At 56.6% G+C, this 17,040-nt stretch carries 19 protein-coding genes; 5 read left to right on the top strand and 14 right to left on the bottom strand.

All coding sequences use genetic code 11. The annotated features are described in order from the left end of the window. Positions 1 to 140: 140 nt before the first annotated feature. Together ccrA and I5192_RS01010 are read right to left on the bottom strand one after the other, a co-directional pair. Entirely contained in the window at positions 141 to 1,427 is a 1,287-nt protein-coding gene (gene ccrA, locus I5192_RS01015; RefSeq protein ID WP_170395824.1) for a crotonyl-CoA carboxylase/reductase, read from the bottom strand. 111 nt (positions 1,428 to 1,538) lie between these two features. After that, the gene (locus I5192_RS01010; protein ID WP_223117550.1) at positions 1,539 to 2,921 is read right to left on the bottom strand and encodes a 1-acyl-sn-glycerol-3-phosphate acyltransferase; all 1,383 of its coding nucleotides are present in this window, start codon (positions 2,919 to 2,921) and stop codon (positions 1,539 to 1,541) included. 145 nt (positions 2,922 to 3,066) lie between these two features. On the opposite strand from I5192_RS01010, the gene I5192_RS01005 reads away from it, so the two are divergent. From I5192_RS01005 to deoD, 3 genes are all read left to right on the top strand, one after another. Then, entirely contained in the window at positions 3,067 to 5,034 is a 1,968-nt protein-coding gene (locus I5192_RS01005) for a protein meaA (RefSeq protein WP_170626168.1), read from the top strand. A gap of 115 nt (positions 5,035 to 5,149) precedes the next feature. After that, positions 5,150 to 5,461, top strand: a complete 312-nt coding sequence (locus I5192_RS01000; protein ID WP_223117549.1) for an H-NS family nucleoid-associated regulatory protein — start codon at positions 5,150 to 5,152, stop codon at positions 5,459 to 5,461. An 18-nt stretch (positions 5,462 to 5,479) separates the two neighbouring features. Beyond that, entirely contained in the window at positions 5,480 to 6,190 is a 711-nt protein-coding gene (gene deoD / locus I5192_RS00995) for a purine-nucleoside phosphorylase (RefSeq protein ID WP_223117548.1), read from the top strand. A 12-nt stretch (positions 6,191 to 6,202) separates the two neighbouring features. Here the strand turns inward: deoD and I5192_RS00990 are convergent, their stop codons facing one another. The 11 genes from I5192_RS00990 to I5192_RS00940 all read right to left on the bottom strand — a co-directional run bounded on the left by I5192_RS00990 (position 6,203) and on the right by I5192_RS00940 (position 14,630). Continuing rightward, positions 6,203 to 7,066 carry a DUF1989 domain-containing protein gene (locus I5192_RS00990; RefSeq protein WP_223117547.1) on the bottom strand — a complete coding sequence of 288 codons (864 nt, stop codon included), beginning with the start codon at positions 7,064 to 7,066 and terminating at the stop codon, positions 6,203 to 6,205. A 281-nt stretch (positions 7,067 to 7,347) separates the two neighbouring features. Next, complete coding sequence (locus tag I5192_RS00985) at positions 7,348 to 7,488, bottom strand: hypothetical protein (RefSeq protein ID WP_223117546.1); 141 nt, start codon at positions 7,486 to 7,488, stop codon at positions 7,348 to 7,350. 137 nt (positions 7,489 to 7,625) lie between these two features. Beyond that, positions 7,626 to 8,405, bottom strand: coding sequence for a succinate dehydrogenase iron-sulfur subunit (locus I5192_RS00980; protein ID WP_170408332.1), 780 nt, complete (start codon positions 8,403 to 8,405; stop codon positions 7,626 to 7,628). Positions 8,406 to 8,417: 12 nt separating this feature from the next. Next, positions 8,418 to 10,226 (bottom strand): succinate dehydrogenase flavoprotein subunit, encoded by a 1,809-nt coding sequence (gene sdhA / locus I5192_RS00975; protein WP_170395802.1) that lies wholly within the window; start codon positions 10,224 to 10,226, stop codon positions 8,418 to 8,420. Between the two features lie 12 nt (positions 10,227 to 10,238). After that, a complete protein-coding gene (locus tag I5192_RS00970) occupies positions 10,239 to 10,622 on the bottom strand; it encodes a succinate dehydrogenase, hydrophobic membrane anchor protein (protein ID WP_223117545.1) in 384 nt (127 codons plus the stop codon). A gap of 13 nt (positions 10,623 to 10,635) precedes the next feature. Beyond that, a complete protein-coding gene (gene sdhC, locus I5192_RS00965) occupies positions 10,636 to 11,019 on the bottom strand; it encodes a succinate dehydrogenase, cytochrome b556 subunit (protein WP_170395798.1) in 384 nt (127 codons plus the stop codon). Between the two features lie 207 nt (positions 11,020 to 11,226). Continuing rightward, positions 11,227 to 11,898, bottom strand: coding sequence for a DUF1194 domain-containing protein (locus I5192_RS00960; RefSeq protein ID WP_370644346.1), 672 nt, complete (start codon positions 11,896 to 11,898; stop codon positions 11,227 to 11,229). Positions 11,899 to 11,964: 66 nt separating this feature from the next. Beyond that, positions 11,965 to 12,993, bottom strand: coding sequence for a MaoC family dehydratase (locus I5192_RS00955; protein WP_223117544.1), 1,029 nt, complete (start codon positions 12,991 to 12,993; stop codon positions 11,965 to 11,967). After that, the gene (locus I5192_RS00950) at positions 12,993 to 13,199 is read right to left on the bottom strand and encodes a DUF1737 domain-containing protein (RefSeq protein ID WP_170408336.1); all 207 of its coding nucleotides are present in this window, start codon (positions 13,197 to 13,199) and stop codon (positions 12,993 to 12,995) included. Before I5192_RS00950 ends, I5192_RS00955 begins: the two co-directional genes overlap by 1 nt. 12 nt (positions 13,200 to 13,211) lie before the next feature. Further along, positions 13,212 to 13,766 (bottom strand): NnrU family protein, encoded by a 555-nt coding sequence (locus I5192_RS00945; protein ID WP_223117543.1) that lies wholly within the window; start codon positions 13,764 to 13,766, stop codon positions 13,212 to 13,214. A gap of 6 nt (positions 13,767 to 13,772) precedes the next feature. Further along, positions 13,773 to 14,630 carry a CoA ester lyase gene (locus tag I5192_RS00940; RefSeq protein WP_170395792.1) on the bottom strand — a complete coding sequence of 286 codons (858 nt, stop codon included), beginning with the start codon at positions 14,628 to 14,630 and terminating at the stop codon, positions 13,773 to 13,775. Between the two features lie 175 nt (positions 14,631 to 14,805). Between I5192_RS00940 and I5192_RS00935 the strand changes: the two genes are divergently transcribed. Further along, positions 14,806 to 15,105 (top strand): hypothetical protein, encoded by a 300-nt coding sequence (locus I5192_RS00935; RefSeq protein WP_170408338.1) that lies wholly within the window; start codon positions 14,806 to 14,808, stop codon positions 15,103 to 15,105. Here the strand turns inward: I5192_RS00935 and I5192_RS00930 are convergent. After that, positions 15,102 to 15,857: a sulfite exporter TauE/SafE family protein gene (locus I5192_RS00930; protein WP_170395788.1), complete on the bottom strand. Its 756-nt coding sequence runs from the start codon at positions 15,855 to 15,857 to the stop codon at positions 15,102 to 15,104. The two genes, I5192_RS00935 and I5192_RS00930, sit on opposite strands and share 4 nt — an antisense overlap. Before the next feature lie 161 nt (positions 15,858 to 16,018). Between I5192_RS00930 and mdh the strand changes: the two genes are divergently transcribed. Next, positions 16,019 to 16,981, top strand: coding sequence for a malate dehydrogenase (mdh, locus tag I5192_RS00925; RefSeq protein WP_223117542.1), 963 nt, complete (start codon positions 16,019 to 16,021; stop codon positions 16,979 to 16,981). The last annotated feature ends 59 nt before the right edge of the window (positions 16,982 to 17,040 follow it).

Here is a 17,040-nt window from a genome sequence, read left to right as displayed (position 1 = left end):
CGCTGCTTTCTACTCCCCAGAAATAGTGGGGTGCGATTTCTTAAAGCATTGAAAATGCATAATCATCGATAGAAACGATGAACACCCGCAAGGCGTGTGTGCGCCCTGCGGGTGTTGCAGCTGCTGTTTGCCTGAGACCGTTAGTCGCGGGCAGCCAATACTTCTTCAAGGGTGCGCATGCCTGTATGCGGAGCCTGAACCAGCACCGACATGTTGCCCGGCTTGTGTTCGTTGCGCATCATCTTCATGTGCGCCTCAGGCAGATCCTGCCAAGTGAACACTTCGGACATGCACGGATCCAAGCGGCGCTCGACCATTAGCTGGTTTGCAGCCGAGGCCTGTTTGAGATGCGCAAAATGCGAGCCCTGCAAGCGTTTCTGGTGCATCCACATGTAACGCACGTCGAAGGTCAGGTTGTAGCCAGTGGTCCCGGCGCAGATCACAACCATACCTCCCTTTTTCACGACAAAAGTGGACACCGGGAACGTGCTTTCGCCGGGGTGCTCGAACACCATGTCGACGTTCACACCTTTGCCGGTAATATCCCAGATGGCCTTGCCAAACTTGCGGGCTTCTTTGAACCATTCAGCATATTCCGGAGTATTCACCGTGGGCAGCTGGCCCCAGCAGTTGAAATCCTTGCGGTTGATGACGCCTTTGGCGCCAAGGTCCATCACAAACTCACGCTTGCTTTCATCCGATATCACGCCGATCGCATTGGCACCCGCAGTGTTGATCAACTGTATCGCGTAAGAGCCCAGACCGCCCGATGCGCCCCAAACCAGGACGTTCTGGCCCGGCTTCAGATCGTGCGGCTCGTGCCCAAAAAGCATCCGATAGGCTGTTGCCAAGGTCAGCGTGTAGCAGGCGCTTTCTTCCCAGGTCAGGTGCTTGGGACGCGGCATCAGCTGCTGTGCCTGAACATTTGTAAACTGCGCGAACGAGCCATCAGGTGTCTCATATCCCCAGATGCGCTGGCTGGGCGAATACATCGGATCACCACCATTGCAGTGTTCGTCATCGCCATCGTCCTGGTTGCAGTGAATCACGACTTCATCGCCGACTTTCCAGCGCTTCACTTTGTCACCAACCGCCCAGACGATGCCCGACGCATCTGAACCTGCGATGTGAAAGGGTTGGCCGTGGCCATCAAACGGGCTGATCGGCTTGCCAAGCGATGCCCAGACGCCGTTGTAGTTCACACCCGCCGCCATAACGAGAACCAGCACTTCGTGGCTGTCCAGCTTCGGGACATCAACGACTTCCAACTGCATCGCTGTGTCTGGCTCACCGTGGCGCTCTTTCCGGATGGCCCAGGCATACATTTGCTTGGGAACGTACCCCATCGGGGGGATTTCACCCATCTCGTAGAGGTCCTTTTCCGGCGCCTCATACGACGCGATACCGCTGTCGACATCCAAAGCCATGCTGGCCTCCTTTTTCCAACTGTTGCCGCGCCGCAGAATCGCGGCTTTCCAAAGACGAAATATTAGCCCCTGAGTAATATTGCAACCGTTTTTGGTATCTATTTTGTAATTTTATGACCCAGCAGTTGCAGAAATACTTTCTGCACTTGCATCATTCTCAGCCCGAACAACGGGTTCTGATGCTGCCGCGTAATAAGCAAGCAGCTCTGATCGCTCGCCTGATGGGCGCAACACTCCAGCCTCACGACGCAGAATCCGTCGCTCGACCAACTGATTGATGGCATCGTCAACAGCCTCTCCATCATCCTGGGCAACCGCGTCGCCGCCCAACGTCAGCAAACGCGCCTTCAAGTCCTGCTCTGACATCTCACCTTCTTCCTGAACCAGCCGACACGCAGCAGGCACTGGAACAAAGGGAATTGCGGCGCCGATCCTGCGCATCAACTCGCGGGCCAGATCGGTCGTTAGGTCCCGTTCGTGCGCGACTCGAAATTCCTTCAGAGAAATCGGTGTCGCATACCGCACCGAGGCAATCCCGAATCTCTTGTAGCGCCCGACTAGCCTGCGCCAGATCTGCTTGAGCGACCAACGGGTGATAACCCCGATCCGCGCGCGGAAGCGGCGTTCACTATCCTTCGCTGCTGCCGTCAATACGGTATCTTCAAGCACCCGATCATAGTTCAAAGCAACCGGAACAAACACCACATCCCGCCCCTGCGGTTCGACTCCGTCAAGGATATACTTCAACAATCCCAGCTTGGGGCGCCCCAGTTTGCCAGTCAGACTCAGCCCGCCCTCAGGGAACATGGCCTGCGTCACGCCCGCTTCGGTCGCGTGTCTTACATAGCTTGCAAGGACCTGTCGATATAGGTCGCTACCCGACTTGCGGCGAATGAAATAGGCCCCCATCGCGCGAATCAATCGACTTAGAGGCCAGACACGGGCCCATTCGCCCACAGCATAGGATAAGGTCGAATGGTCTGCCGCCAGATAGGTGACCAGCACGTAATCCATATTGCTGCGGTGGTTCATGACATAAACGACCGTCGCATCGGGATCGATATTGTCCAGCGCGGCTTTGTCCTCGTAACCCAACTGCACCTTGTAAAAGGCGTTGCTCAGCATGCGGGCAAAACGGATCGCGATGCTGAAATACGCCACTGTCGAGAATGAGGGCGCAATCTCGCGCGCATAACGCCGTGCCAATTCTGAGGCAACAGCGTCAGGCACACCTTCTTCTTTGGCATGCTGCTGCACCGCCCGGCTTACTTGCGGGTCATAGATAAGCCGTTGAATCATGTCATGCCGCCCCGCCAACTTGAACGGTTGGATCGGGCGCTGAAGGCGCTTGTTCAACCGTGCGACGGCGCGCTCAAGGCGGCGGCGGAAAAACCAGCGCACCGACGGAAACAAAAAATGCGAGGCAAATGTGACCGCGGCAAACAGCACGATCAGCACAAACAGCCAAAGCGGGATTTCCACAGTCTGCATCATTCGGGCACAGTGCCATCAAACGCGACCACCCACAATCTGCAGAAACCGTCGATGCCGCAACGCAGCGAATTGACATGTACTGAAAATTACTATTTACCACCATAGAACGTAATTTTGTTACCCACCGATCCGCGAGGCCCGACCCATGACGCAGTTGCAGAAAGATCGCCCCTGGCTCATCCGTACATATGCCGGTCACTCAACGGCCAAAGCGTCAAATGCGCTTTATCGTGCGAACCTAGCCAAAGGTCAGACCGGCCTGTCCGTGGCCTTCGATCTGCCAACCCAAACAGGGTATGACAGCGATCACACTTTGGCGCGCGGCGAAGTTGGAAAAGTTGGGGTTCCGATCTGCCATCTGGGGGACATGCGGGTTCTGTTCGATCAAATTCCGCTGGAACAGATGAATACCTCGATGACGATCAATGCGACTGCTCCTTGGCTTTTGGCGCTTTATATCGCAGTTGCCGAGGAACAGGGCGCGGATGTCTCGAAATTGCAGGGGACCGTCCAGAACGACCTGATCAAGGAATACCTGAGCCGCGGCACTTATGTGTGCCCACCAAAGCCATCGCTGAAGATGATCGCGGACGTGGCCGAATATTGCTACGATAACGTGCCCAAATGGAACCCGATGAATGTGTGTTCGTACCACCTGCAAGAAGCAGGCGCGACGCCTGAGCAAGAGCTGGCCTATGCTCTGGCGACTGCCATTGCAGTGCTGGACGAACTTCGCCCGCGCGTTCCGGCTGAAGACTTCCCGGCACTCTGCGGGCGGATTTCGTTTTTTGTGAATGCGGGCATCCGGTTTGTCACCGAAATGTGCAAAATGCGCGCCTTTGTGGATCTTTGGGACGAAATTCTGCAGCAGCGCTATGGCATTGAAGACCCCAAGTTCCGCCGATTCCGTTATGGCGTTCAGGTAAACTCGCTGGGGCTGACCGAACAGCAGCCGGAAAACAACGTTTATCGCATACTGATTGAAATGCTTGCGGTGACGCTATCCAAACGTGCCCGCGCACGTGCGGTGCAGTTGCCTGCATGGAACGAAGCGCTCGGCCTGCCTCGTCCCTGGGATCAGCAATGGTCGATGAGGATGCAACAAATCCTCGCCTATGAAACCGATCTGCTGGAATATGGCGATTTGTTCGACGGCAATCCGGTTGTCGACGCCAAAGTCGAAGAACTTAAAAATGGCGCACGAGCCGAATTGGCTAATCTCGAATCGATGGGCGGCGCAGTAGCCTCGATCGAATACATGAAATCGCGGCTGGTCGAGTCCAATGCCGAGCGCCTGAACCGTATTGAACGCAATGAAACCGTCGTCGTTGGCGTAAACAAATGGACCGAGGGCGAAGCCTCGCCTTTGCAGACCGAGGATGGCGGCATCATGGTCGTCGACCCGGCGGTTGAACAGGAACAAATCGGGCGCTTGAACGACTGGCGTGCGGATCGGGATGACGCAGCAGTGGCCGCGGCGCTGCAAGCATTGCGCGAAGCAGCGCGATCCGGTGCCAACGTGATGGCACCTTCAATCGCTGCGGCCAAGGCCGGTGTCACAACTGGCGAATGGGCCGAGGAAATGCGCAAGGCCTACGGTACATATCGTGGACCAACCGGCGTCTCGGGATCTGTTTCGAACAAAACCGAAGGTCTGGAAGACTTGCGCGCAGCCGTAGATGCGGTAAGCGACCGTCTGGGGCGAAGGCTGAAGTTTCTTGTTGGCAAACCTGGTCTGGACGGACACTCGAACGGAGCCGAACAGATCGCCTTCCGCGCACGCGACTGTGGCATGGATATCAGCTACGAAGGTATTCGTCTTACGCCCGAAGAAATCGTAACTGCGGCACAAGAAGACAAAGCGCATGTGATTGGTCTATCTATCCTCTCTGGCAGCCACCTGCCTTTGGTGAAGGACGTGATGACGCGGCTGAAAGCAGCAGGGCTAAGCGATATTCCCGTCATTGTAGGTGGGATCATCCCCGATGAGGACGCGGATCAATTGCGTTCCATGGGTGTATCGAAAATCTATACGCCGAAAAATTTCGAATTGAATGCAATCATGGGCGATATCGTCACATTGGTTGACCCAACGGAAATTGCGGCTGAATAGAAAAGCATATTACAGAAATCTCCATTTCTATTTCCGGTAAAATGGGAATAGATAGGTTCGGGTTTATTCAATTTCCCCTGCAATAAGTAGGGGAATAGCCGAAATGGAGAAGATTATGGCAATCGATCTTGAAAAAATGTCGCGCAAAGAACTGCTCGAATTGCGCAATCGGGTCGAAAAGGCGCTAAAAACCGCCGAAGTGCGTGAGCGAAAAGAAGCGTTGAAAGCCGCCGAAAAGGCGGCGGCGGAATATGGGTTTTCGTTGTCTGAATTGTCAGGAGACAGCACTAAATCGGTAAAATCATCTAAAGCGAAGTATCAAAATCCGAACAATCCGTCGCAAACCTGGACCGGGCGGGGCCGCAAACCGCAGTGGGTTCATGACGCCATAAAAGCCGGTACCGATATTACTGATCTGGAAATCTGATCGGGGGCAAGTGGCAAAATGACTATCCATATTGGAGCCCAAAAAGGCGAGATTGCCGAAACCGTTCTTTTGCCCGGCGACCCGTATCGTGCGAAATGGGCGGCTGAAACGTTTCTTGAAGACGTTAAGCTGGTCAACGAAGTGCGCGGTATGCTGGGGTTCACCGGCACTTGGAAAGGGAACCGCGTTACCATTCAGGGCAGCGGCATGGGCATGCCCTCGCTGTCGATCTACGTGAACGAGCTGATCCGGGACTACGGTGCCAAGACCTTGATCCGGATCGGGTCTTGTGGCGGGATGCAGGACAGCGTGAATGTGCGTGATGTCATTCTGGCGATGACATCGACCACGCTAAGCACACCTTCGCGCGGGATCATGAAAGAGATGAACTTTGCCCCTTGTGCGGATTGGGGGCTTTTGCAGGCTGCGGCATTGGCTGCACAAGCCAAAGGCACGCCAACCCATGTTGGCGGCATCTATTCATCCGACGTCTTCTATGACGAGCGCCCGGATCTGAACGAACAAATGGTTCGGCACGGTATTTTGGGTGTCGAGATGGAAGCGGCAGAGCTTTACATCCTCGCCGCGCGTCACAAATGCCGCGCATTGGCGGTGCTGACTGTCTCCGACCACCTGCTGACCGGCGAAGCCCTGCCCTCTTCGGACCGGGAAAGCAGTTTTGGCGACATGATCGAAATCGCGCTGCAGGCGGCGTTTCCGGCCAGCTGAATTGCGCAAGTTCTAGCGCCCGTGCGTGCGGTCATATCCGTTGCGTGCGGGGCTGCGCCATCCCTCAAGCGCACCTTCAGCCGGGGCAAAGGTTTCTACCAGCAGGGGATAACACGGTGCTGTATCCGATGAATGCTCGGACGAACAATCTCCACCCGGGCACGCGCTTAGATTTCCCAGCAGATCAATCTCGGCGAAGAACTCAAGATAGTCGCCCGGACGAACGGGTGATGCTTTCATGAAATACTGCCCGGTATCACGCGTGAAGCCGGTGCACATGAATACGTTCAATACATCATGCACGGCAGGCTCGGCTTCGGCCAAAGAGATGCCCATATGATCCGCCAGCGCGCGCGTCAGGTTCGAATGGCAACAGTGATGGTACTGCGACCCGGACAGTAAATTGCCGGTATAGGGGTCGCATCGCGTGCCGATAACATCGTGAACCGACCCGCCGAAATCATCGATCCCGTACCACCCCAGCGTATCTGCAATGATTGTCGCCATGGGTCGCATATGTGGAAAGCTCGACCACATGCGCTCACCTACGGAGATATGCGTGCCATGCAACGCGCGCGTCTTGCCGGAATAGAAGCGCTCGGTCAGGTCGTTGAGGTTCCACAGGTTCAGGTCGCCAACCTGCGATCCTTCAACAGAAGTGATCCGAAAGAAATGCCCGGCAGGGACTTCAAAACACCGTGCATCTCGTGGCGGTACCAGCACCTCGCCCGTCTTTATCGCTCCATCACGCGCAGTTTGATAAAGCCCGAGATCGGGCTTTGGCAGCCCGTCATTGGGGTAGCAAATAACGGGCGCAATCGTGCGGCGTGCATCTGCATCAGCGGGTGGGCGGGGCGTGTTCCGAGATTCTGACATGGGCCGAGAGTGGCGCAGTTCGGCCCGGTGGGGAACCCCAAACCACAGCTATTGCCCTTTCAGACACTGCGTGGGCTCGACGTCAGATTTTGAAACCGCACCACAATACGCACAGCGCCACTGGCCCTCGCTTCGATGTTGCCGCCACCTGCAGTCGCGCGTTAGAGACGACGTGCGGGACCGCCAGAAAAAATAGGCAAAAACGCCAGCGGCGAGCAGAAGCAATAGAACGGGCATAGCTCTGCATTGCCTATTGTGTCGAGTTTTTCAAGCCGACACGGTCAGGCAGCGTTCGCATATTCAAACAATTCTGGTGTTTCGTCTTTGGCCGGAACTTTGGGCTCGGGCGTATAGTAAGCCCAGGCTTGCTCCAGCAATTCCAGAGCTTTGGCCGCGTCGTGTTTTTTGTTTTGCCTGCTCATCGGAGTGACCTCTTTTCGAACTCATCACTCCTCCCTGCAGCAAACTTAGAACCGCAGGAGAATAAACGCATCGCATAGTTTTGCAGAGGCGGCATGCACTTGCCGCAACTCGGCAAGCGCGTTGATTTAGTGCACGATCAGACCGCGCGGTCCACCATCATCTTCTTGATTTCTGCAATCGCTTTGGCCGGATTCAGACCCTTGGGGCAGGTCTTGGCGCAGTTCATGATGGTGTGGCAGCGATACAGCTTGAACGGATCTTCCAACTCGTCCAAGCGCTCACCGGTGGCCTCATCCCGACTGTCGATGATCCAGCGGTAAGCATGCAGCAGCGCGGCAGGGCCGAGATAACGGTCGCCGTTCCACCAGTAGCTGGGGCACGAGGTCGAACAACTGGCACACATCACACATTCATAGAGACCATCCAATTTCTTGCGGTCTTCGATGGATTGCTTCCACTCTTTTGCCGGACGATTGGTCTTAGTCTCCAGCCACGGCATGATCGAGGCGTGTTGGGCGTAGAAATGAGTCAGATCAGGGATCAGGTCCTTGACCACTGGCATATGAGGCAGCGGATAGATTTTCACGTCGCCCTTGATCTCATCCATGCCATAGATACAGGCCAGCGTGTTGATCCCGTCGATATTCATCGCGCAGGAACCACAGATGCCCTCGCGGCAGGACCGGCGGAAAGTCAGGGTTGGGTCAATCTCGTTCTTGATCTTGATCAGAGCGTCCAGAACCATCGGGCCGCAAGTATCCATATCGACGAAATAAGTATCGACGCGCGGGTTCTGGCCATCATCCGGGTTCCAGCGATAGATCTGGAATTTGCGCACATTGGTCGCGCCGTCGGGCTTGGGCCAGGTTTTACCGGTGGTGATCCGGGAATTCTTGGGGAGGGTCAGTTGTACCATAAGTTCCTCTCCTTAGAACGTCCGCGCCTTGGGCGCGATTCTTTTCATGCTGATGCCGCCCTCGTCTTCGGTCGTCAGCGGATCAACGATAACCGGACGGTAGCTAAGCTCTACTTTATTGCCATCGACACGGCTGACCGTGTGGACGCGCCAGTTCTCATCGTCGCGCTCGGTGAAATCTTCATGGGCGTGCGCACCGCGGGATTCCTTACGAGCTTCGGCACCAACGATGGTGGCGAGCGCGCTTGGCATCAGGTTGGTAAGCTCGAGCGTCTCCATCAGATCGCTGTTCCAGACCAACGATCTGTCAGAAACCTTCAGATCATCCATCTTGGCGGCGATCGCAGTCATCTTCTCGACGCCCTCAGCCATGGTCTTCGAGGTGCGGAAAACCGCCGCGTCCTCTTGCATGGTGCGCTGCATCTCAAGCCGCAGATCTGCGGTTGGAATTGCACCGCTGGCGTTGCGCGCCGCATCGAACCTGTCAAACGCCTTATCGACAGAGGCCTGGTTCAGAACCGGGTTCGACGCGTCGGCATCCACAACTTTGCCCGCTCGGATCGCCGCAGCGCGGCCAAAGACCACGAGGTCGATCAGCGAGTTTGAACCAAGACGGTTTGCCCCGTGAACCGAGGCACACCCGGCCTCGCCCACAGCCATCAGGCCAGGGACCACGGCGGTCGGGTTGTCGGCTGTCGGGTTCAGAACTTCACCCCAATAGTTCGTCGGGATACCGCCCATGTTATAGTGCACGGTCGGCAGAACCGGAATCGGTTCTTTGGTAACATCAACCCCTGCAAAAACGCGCGCAGATTCTGAAATGCCCGGTAGGCGTTCCGCCAAAGCTTCGGCTGGCAAATGGCTGAGGTTCAGGTGGATGTGGTCGCCGTTGTCACCATGTCCACGCCCTTCGCGAATTTCCATGGTCATTGAACGGCTAACGTAGTCGCGCGGCGCGAGGTCTTTGTACTGGGGCGCATAGCGCTCCATGAACCGCTCGCCTTCCGAGTTGGTCAGGTATCCGCCTTCACCACGTGCACCTTCAGTGATCAGGCACCCCGATCCGTAGATGCCGGTTGGGTGGAACTGAACAAATTCCATATCCTGCAGTGCAAGACCCGCGCGGGCCACCATACCACCACCGTCGCCGGTGCAGGTATGTGCCGAGGTTGCACTGAAATAGGCGCGGCCATAGCCGCCGGTCGCCAGAACAACCATCTTGGCGTTGAAGACGTGCATCGTGCCGTCGTCCAACTTCCAGCACACGACACCCTGACACTGTCCGTCCTCAGACATTATCAGATCAATGGCGAAATACTCGATGTAGAACTCAGCGTTGTTCTTCAGCGACTGACCATACAGCGTGTGCAGGATCGCATGACCGGTCCGGTCGGCGGCCGCACAGGTCCGCTGCACAGCGGGGCCTTCGCCAAATTCGGTGGTGTGGCCACCAAATGGGCGCTGATAGATCTTGCCTTCTTCGGTCCGGCTGAATGGCACTCCGTAGTGTTCTAGCTCATATACGGCTTTGGGTGCTTCACGCGCGAGGTATTCCATCGCATCGGTGTCACCCAGCCAGTCCGAGCCCTTTACGGTGTCATACATGTGCCACTGCCAATGGTCTGGCCCCATATTCGACAAGGACGCCGCAATGCCGCCTTGGGCGGCCACTGTGTGTGAACGGGTCGGGAATACCTTCGTTACGCAAGCGGTGCGCAAACCCTGCTCGGCCATGCCCAATGTTGCACGCAGACCCGCGCCACCGGCACCGACAACCACCACGTCATATTCGTGGGTTTCGTATTCATATGCTGCTGTCATTGTTCTTGTTCCTTACTGCGCATATCCGAGGGCCAGACGCGCGAGCGCAAAGAGACCCGCAGCAATGAGTGTGTATGCAAAAGCTTGCGCGGCCATCAGCGCCAGCTTTTCCGCGACGCCATGCACGTAGTCCTCAATCGCTTCCTGGGCTTCGCGCAACAAATGCGGGACGACAACAACCAGTGTCAGACCCATGATAATCGCCGGGAACGGGCGGCTGTAATAGGTCAGAGCCTCTTCGTAGGTTCCGCCTAGGGCGTGCCCGAAGGTAAATACAAACAGCGGAACAAGGATGACCAATGCCGCCGAGCTGAGCATCATTTGCCAGTGGTGATGTGTACCTGCACGTCCGGCCCCCATGCCCTGCGCGCGTTTACGGTCTGTGAGAAACTGCATCGCGAACCTCCCCTTAAAGCGCTACGGCTGTGATCAGAGCCAGGACAGTTGCCAGCACGAACATGCCAATGCCCATCTTCTCGGACACTTCAACATTCACGCAATATCCCAGATCCCAGATGACGTGCCGCAAACGGCCCAGCATGTGATAGAAAATGGCCCAAGCCGCGCCGAACATGATCAGATCACCCAGGAAACTGGTCATCAATCCATTGATCAGCTCAAAGGCGCTTTCCGATGTGGCCGCAGCAAGTAACCACCAGACGACCAACAAAGCCAAACCAAAAGACGCAAGACCCGTGATGCGCACCATAATCGAAGATATGGACGTCATCTGTGGACGATAGATCGTCAAATGTGGAGAAAGCGGGCGGTTGCCTCGATTTACATCGGCCATGTTGGCTCCTTTTCGGTTGGCTACCGAACGTTTTACTGTTTTTTACGACTCTGTCACGCGCTGCAGGTGCAAAATCCAGTAAATTTAACACAAAATCGCTGATAAGCCGCGTTTGTGATCACACAAAATATTCTCGTGATCACAAATCACATTCGATACCGCCAATGTTAGCGTTTTCAATGAAAAAGCAATGTGATCACGAATCTATTATTGGAGCGGCGTCAGCCCTGCAGTCTGCTGTGTCACCTCGCGTAAAAGCTTCTTGCGAATACGTTCGGGATAATCCGCGAAGCCTGCTGCAGAGACGACAAAGGCCCCCTCGCCAACGATGACGTTCTCGAAGAAATAGGCTGTCAGATCGGGTTCACTTTCTTCAATCGCGATCGCGTTCACGGTGATGCCGCGATCCCGCAGTTTGGCGTGGATGGTCGACGGCTCGATTCCTTCATTCGAAATTCCGTCGCCCGAAAGATCAATAAGATGCCTTTCGCATTCGGGCACGTCGTCAAAGCTGGCAACCGTCATATCGAGCGCCTCACCTATCGCAGTTGAGAAGTTACGCCAGACACGAGGATCAGCTGCGACCTGATCAGCAAAACTGTCCAAGGTGTTAAAACTATCGATCCGGGTCCAGGGGATCGTGATCCTCTGGCGAGAACTGCCTGTCCATTGCACGAGCATCAGCCGAGCCTGTCCGCGCACCAAGGCCTCGGATACGATAGGGTCCCGCAGACCTGCGGCAAGACCGTCCATTTGGATACGATATTCCTCGGAATCAACCGAGCCTGAAACGTCTACGGCCAAGGCCAGAGCCAAATCACAAGCATAGGCCTGAGATGCCAGATACAGGCTGGCGGCGAGCGCACGAAACATCATCATGCGCCAAGCGTAGCATGGATTTCGCGGACCGTGATCACTTGAATGTCAGCCGCCAGAAGGCATTGGCTACATCGGCATAAGAGCCCAATAATCCAAATCTAGCAGAACGTTAGGAAGATATCTCCCCTCGTCATTGCGCAGAACGAAGGGCTCGCCGCCTTTGGTCGCAACAAGGCGCAAGCGGATGGCACCGATTCCGGGAGTTCCGGTCTCGGCCTTGTCCAAAACCTCGGACCAGGCTTTGATCGTATCGCCCGAGAAACAAGGGTTGGCGTGGGCACCTCCGTTCAGACCAACGATCATCTGCGCATTCGCGAGGCCATTAAACGACAAGGCACGCGCCATTGAGATAACGTGGCCGCCATAGATCAACCGTCCCTCTGGACGGAAGGTGAGGTCGAAATGCACTTTGGCGGTGTTCTGCCACAGGCGGGTGGCCAGCATGTGCTCGGCCTCTTCGACGGTCGCGCCATCGACGTGATCAATCGTTTCTTCCGTGTTGTACGCATCCCAGCGGTGGTTTTCGCCGGATTGTACAAAATTGTATTTCGAGAAATCGAGCCCCGGTGGTACCACCAGATCGCTGACATCAAGCGCCTTTTTCAGATTGGGCACCACCGTCTCTGGTGCAGGCGCGTCGAGGTTTGATTTGCGCACCATGACCCAGCGAACATACTCGATCACCACTTCGTCGCGCTGGTTCAGCCCGCGGGTGCGGACCCAGACGACGCCGGTTTTGCCGTTTGAGTTTTGCTTGAGGCCGATCACCTCGGATTCGGCGCGCAAGGTATCGCCGGGATAGACCGGTTTCAGCCAGCGACCCTCGGCATAGCCCAGATTGGCGACCGCGTTCAGCGAGATATCGGGAACCGTTTTGCCGAATACCACATGGAACGCCGCCAGATCATCAATCGGGCTTTGCGGCAGGCCACAATTCCGGGCGAACTCATCCGAGGAATAGAGCGCATGTCGTGCAGGGTAGAGCGCGTGGTACAACGCGCGCTCGCCTTCGGTCACCGTGCGCGGCACGGCGTGATGCAGGATCTGCCCGACTGAATAATCCTCGAAAAAGTTACCCGGATTGGTTTTTGCCATTATTGCTGTCCCAGTTTCATGTCGGGGGTGTAATCAGCGGCGACCTCTTTGGTCACAGCCTGCGCGCAACGCATCACGTTATTTGCGGCGTCAAAGGCATAGGACGGGTCGCCATAAAGCTCCCATCCCTTTGCCAACGCGTCCGAGACCTTGTGGCAGAAGGCTGATGTGTCTTCCTCGGTCAACAAACGATAAAGTTTCGCCATTGATTAGGCCCCTTAACCACCAAACGGAGACGGACCAACCAGCCCGTGAATATAGCCCACAACGCCCAGCAGCACGATGGAGCCCACAAAGAACATGGCATCTTTGCCGTATGTGCCGGGTTCGCCCGGCGCCCAGTCTGGTTCGGATTTGTTGATCACGATCACTTCGACAATCGCCCAGGCCAGCAAGCCACCAAACAGGATGATCGACGCCAGATCACCGTTCACCAACAGGTGCGCAAAGGCCCAGAGTTTAAAGCCACCCAGCATGGGGTGACGGACCTTGTTCAACAGGCGACCTTTGGTTCCCGCAGGGCTGGCCAGATAGAACGCGATCAACACCAGCAGGTTGTTGACGTGAATCAGAAAGGTTGGCGGCGCCCAGACATATATGAAATCGGTCATGCGATAACCGAAGATCATCAACAATACCGAGGCCACCAAGGCGAGCGCCACGACGCCCTTGCCCGCGTCGCCCATGGCGGCACGTGGTTCCGGCATCGCGCGCTTAAAAAGATGTGCGGCCCACCAAAGTGCCACACCAAGGATCAGAAGAACAAAGCCCATACTGGCTTACCCCGCTTGCAAAGCTACTATCGCCTCTGCTTTTGCCAGAGTTTCGCGGGCAGTTACAACGTGTAGGTTTTCAACAATCTTGCCATCGACAACGGCGACCCCCTGCCCCTGCGACTCGGTTTCCTCGAAAGCGGCAATCTGACGGCGAGCCAGATCAATCTCATCCTCGGAAGGGGCAAAGGCGGAGTTTGCGATGTCGACCTGGGCCGGGTGGATCAGGGTTTTGCCATCAAAGCCCATGTCGCGGCCCTGGGCACACTCGGCGGCCAGACCGTCGGTGTCCTTGAAGGCATTGTAGACGCCATCGACGATGATCAGCCCCTCTGCCTTGGCCGCCAACAGGCACAGGCCAAGCGAGGTCATCATCGGCAAACGGTCGGGGCGGAAGCGCGTCTGCAGCTCTTTCGCAAGATCGTTGGTCCCCATGACAAAGCCTGCCATCAGCGGATGTGCGGCAATTTCAGCTGCGTTCAGCATCCCGCGCGGCGTCTCCATCATCGCCCAGATCGGCAGGTCTCCGGTGATTGAGGTCAGCGCATCCACATCCGCAGCAGAACTCACCTTTGGCAACAGAACGGCATCTGCATCCATCTCGCGCACGGCTTCGGCATCCGCGCGCCCCCATTCGGTATCAAGCCCGTTGATCCGCACGATCTTGACCCGAGCGCCATAGCCTCCGGCGGCCAAAGCCGCCTTGAGGGTCTCGCGCGCGTTCTCTTTCTCATCAGCCGCAACCGCGTCTTCAAGATCAAAGATGATGGCGTCCACCGGCAATGTGCGGGCCTTATCAAGCGCGCGTTCACGCGAGCCGGGGATGTATAGTACCGAGCGATAGGGGCGTTGGCGCGGGTCCACTGGACTCTCCCATTGAAATAATGTTGCGCGGAATGGGGCATTTTTTGACGGAAAGTTCAAGAACAAAATCGCCGCAGCGCAGCATTTCCTGCGCTGCGCAACGTGCGTTGCCTTAACGCGATGTCCTTTTGCCTACGGCACGCTGCTTTGAGGAAGAGCTTGAAAGGGGTGACCAATGAAAACGATTATGCTGAAAATGACGATTGGCTTGGGCATCATGGTACTGGCAGCGCAACAAGTCAGCGCACAGAATTGTGCGCCACGCGAAGACGTGATCAAGCGATTGACAAAGTCATATGGCGAAACCCGACGAGGCATCGGTATTGCGCGTCGGGGAGCGGTGATGGAGGTTTTTGCCTCGGACCAAACCGGCAGCTGGACCATTGTTGTGACCTTGCCGGAAGGTGTGACCTGCCTGATCGCCTCAGGCCAGTCTTATGAAACACTGGCCGAAGCATTGCCGCCCAACGCCTAAACCAGCGCATCCCAAATAAGTTTGCTTCCCGTCAGGGTCAGCAAGACGTAGGCAATGTTGAAAAACAATCGTTCGGAGAGCATGAAATGCGCCCTGACGCCCAGCCAGGCCCCGAGGATCGCAAACGGGGTCAGCAACAGGTCTGCCAAGGCTGTGTGCCAAGTGAAGAGGCCCAGATAGGCGAAGGGCACGAATTTGACGGCGTTGATTACCCAGAAGACCAGCACGGTCGAGGCTTGAAATTCGGTTTTCGTCAGGCGTTGTGACAGCAGGTACACGGCGGCGGGTGGGCCGCCCGCATGGCTGACAAAGCTGGTGAATCCAGCGATCAGCCCGGCAAACAGGCCCGCCGATGGAGGCAACCGGTTGGCAAAGCCCCGCACCCAGCCTCTGGTCTGGGCAACGTGCCAGATCACGAAACCGACCGATATTCCGCCAATCAACAGACGTAGCAGATCGTCATCCGTCGCACGATATAGCCACGCGCCCAGCGCGATACCTGGTACTGCGCCCAACATCAGAAGGCGCGAATCCGGCCAGCTCCAGCGTTTCCAATACGGCTTTAACGTCGCCAGATCGATCACCATCAGTATCGGCAGCATTAGCGCTAGCGCCTGTCCTGGCGTCAGTATCAGAGCCAGAATCGACGAAGATGCAAACGCCACTCCCGAGCCGAACCCACCTTTCGAGATGCCCGCGAAGATCACCGCCGGGATCGCCACTGCAAAAAACATCAGGTTCATCTCGAACATCAGGCACCCCGGAAATATGCATGATTCACAGGCGGTTTAGCGCAATCGGCGGGGTGGGTGCAAACGGTATGCGGTGGCATGCCGCGCCGCAGAAGGCTTGCGTGACGCCGCTTTTGCGACTAGCACAACCGCGATTTCAAAACCGACCGGAGATATTCCAAATGGCCAGACCTAAGATCGCGCTGATCGGCGCAGGTCAGATCGGCGGCACGCTCGCCCACCTCGCTGCAATGAAAGAACTTGGTGACGTCGTGCTGTTCGACATCGCCGAAGGCACCCCGGAAGGAAAGGCGCTGGACATCGCCGAATCCGGCCCCTCGGAAGGCTTCGACGCCAAACTGAAGGGCACCCAGTCCTATGAGGACATCGCCGGTGCCGACGTCTGCATCGTCACCGCTGGCGTGCCGCGCAAGCCGGGCATGAGCCGCGACGACCTGCTGGGCATCAACCTGAAGGTCATGAAATCGGTCGGTGAAGGCATCGCCGCAAACGCTCCGGATGCGTTCGTCATCTGCATCACCAACCCGCTGGACGCGATGGTTTGGGCGCTGCGTGAATTCTCGGGCCTGCCGCACAACAAGGTCTGCGGCATGGCGGGCGTTCTGGACTCGGGCCGTTTCGCACACTTCTTGTCGGTAGAGTTCAATGTGTCCATGCGCGACGTCACCGCCTTTGTTCTGGGCGGCCATGGCGACACGATGGTGCCTTCGGTGCGCTACTCGACCGTTGCCGGTATCCCGCTGCCCGATCTGGTAGAGATGGGCTGGACCACGCAGGAAAAACTGGACGCCATCGTTCAGCGCACCCGTGACGGCGGCGCAGAAATCGTTGGCCTGCTGAAGACCGGCTCGGCTTTCTATGCACCGGCGACTTCGGCGATCGAAATGGCCGAAGCCTACCTGAAAGACCAGAAACGCGTTCTGCCCTGTGCTGCCTATTGCAACGGCGAACTGGGTGTCGACGGCATGTATGTCGGCGTGCCTACCGTAATCGGTGCAGGTGGCATCGAGCGCGTCGTCGACATCAAGCTGAACGAAGAAGAACAGGCCGGTTTCGACAATTCGGTCAATGCCGTTAAGGGCCTGATCGAAGCATGCAAGGGCATCGACAGCTCGCTGGCCTAAGTCACGAACCCTAGAACCAATGAACCGGCCCTCTTCAAGGGCCGGTTTTCTTTTACACG

The sequence above is a fragment of the Ruegeria sp. SCSIO 43209 genome, assembly GCF_019904295.1.
Taxonomy (GTDB): Bacteria; Pseudomonadota; Alphaproteobacteria; order Rhodobacterales; family Rhodobacteraceae; genus Ruegeria.
Note: the sequence above shows the minus strand (reverse complement) of the source record. Positions and strands in the feature narration are given on the sequence as shown.

Excerpts from the sequence above, each read along its gene's own strand:
- I5192_RS00990 (WP_223117547.1), bottom strand. The coding sequence starts at position 7,066 with ATGTCAGAATCTCGGAACACGCCCCGCCCACCCGCTGATGCAGATGCA.
- I5192_RS00970 (WP_223117545.1), bottom strand. The coding sequence starts at position 10,622 with ATGCAGTTTCTCACAGACCGTAAACGCGCGCAGGGCATGGGGGCCGGA.
- I5192_RS00960 (WP_370644346.1), bottom strand. The coding sequence starts at position 11,898 with ATGATGATGTTTCGTGCGCTCGCCGCCAGCCTGTATCTGGCATCTCAG.
- I5192_RS00985 (WP_223117546.1), bottom strand. The coding sequence starts at position 7,488 with ATGAGCAGGCAAAACAAAAAACACGACGCGGCCAAAGCTCTGGAATTG.
- sdhC (WP_170395798.1), bottom strand. The coding sequence starts at position 11,019 with ATGGCCGATGTAAATCGAGGCAACCGCCCGCTTTCTCCACATTTGACG.
- I5192_RS01005 (WP_170626168.1), top strand. The coding sequence starts at position 3,067 with ATGACGCAGTTGCAGAAAGATCGCCCCTGGCTCATCCGTACATATGCC.
- I5192_RS01000 (WP_223117549.1), top strand. The coding sequence starts at position 5,150 with ATGGCAATCGATCTTGAAAAAATGTCGCGCAAAGAACTGCTCGAATTG.
- I5192_RS00945 (WP_223117543.1), bottom strand. The coding sequence starts at position 13,766 with ATGGGCTTTGTTCTTCTGATCCTTGGTGTGGCACTTTGGTGGGCCGCA.
- I5192_RS00930 (WP_170395788.1), bottom strand. The coding sequence starts at position 15,857 with ATGTTCGAGATGAACCTGATGTTTTTTGCAGTGGCGATCCCGGCGGTG.
- sdhA (WP_170395802.1), bottom strand. The coding sequence starts at position 10,226 with ATGACAGCAGCATATGAATACGAAACCCACGAATATGACGTGGTGGTT.
- deoD (WP_223117548.1), top strand. The coding sequence starts at position 5,480 with ATGACTATCCATATTGGAGCCCAAAAAGGCGAGATTGCCGAAACCGTT.
- I5192_RS00935 (WP_170408338.1), top strand. The coding sequence starts at position 14,806 with ATGAAAACGATTATGCTGAAAATGACGATTGGCTTGGGCATCATGGTA.
- I5192_RS00950 (WP_170408336.1), bottom strand. The coding sequence starts at position 13,199 with ATGGCGAAACTTTATCGTTTGTTGACCGAGGAAGACACATCAGCCTTC.
- I5192_RS00980 (WP_170408332.1), bottom strand. The coding sequence starts at position 8,405 with ATGGTACAACTGACCCTCCCCAAGAATTCCCGGATCACCACCGGTAAA.
- ccrA (WP_170395824.1), bottom strand. The coding sequence starts at position 1,427 with ATGGCTTTGGATGTCGACAGCGGTATCGCGTCGTATGAGGCGCCGGAA.
- I5192_RS01010 (WP_223117550.1), bottom strand. The coding sequence starts at position 2,921 with ATGATGCAGACTGTGGAAATCCCGCTTTGGCTGTTTGTGCTGATCGTG.
- I5192_RS00955 (WP_223117544.1), bottom strand. The coding sequence starts at position 12,993 with ATGGCAAAAACCAATCCGGGTAACTTTTTCGAGGATTATTCAGTCGGG.
- mdh (WP_223117542.1), top strand. The coding sequence starts at position 16,019 with ATGGCCAGACCTAAGATCGCGCTGATCGGCGCAGGTCAGATCGGCGGC.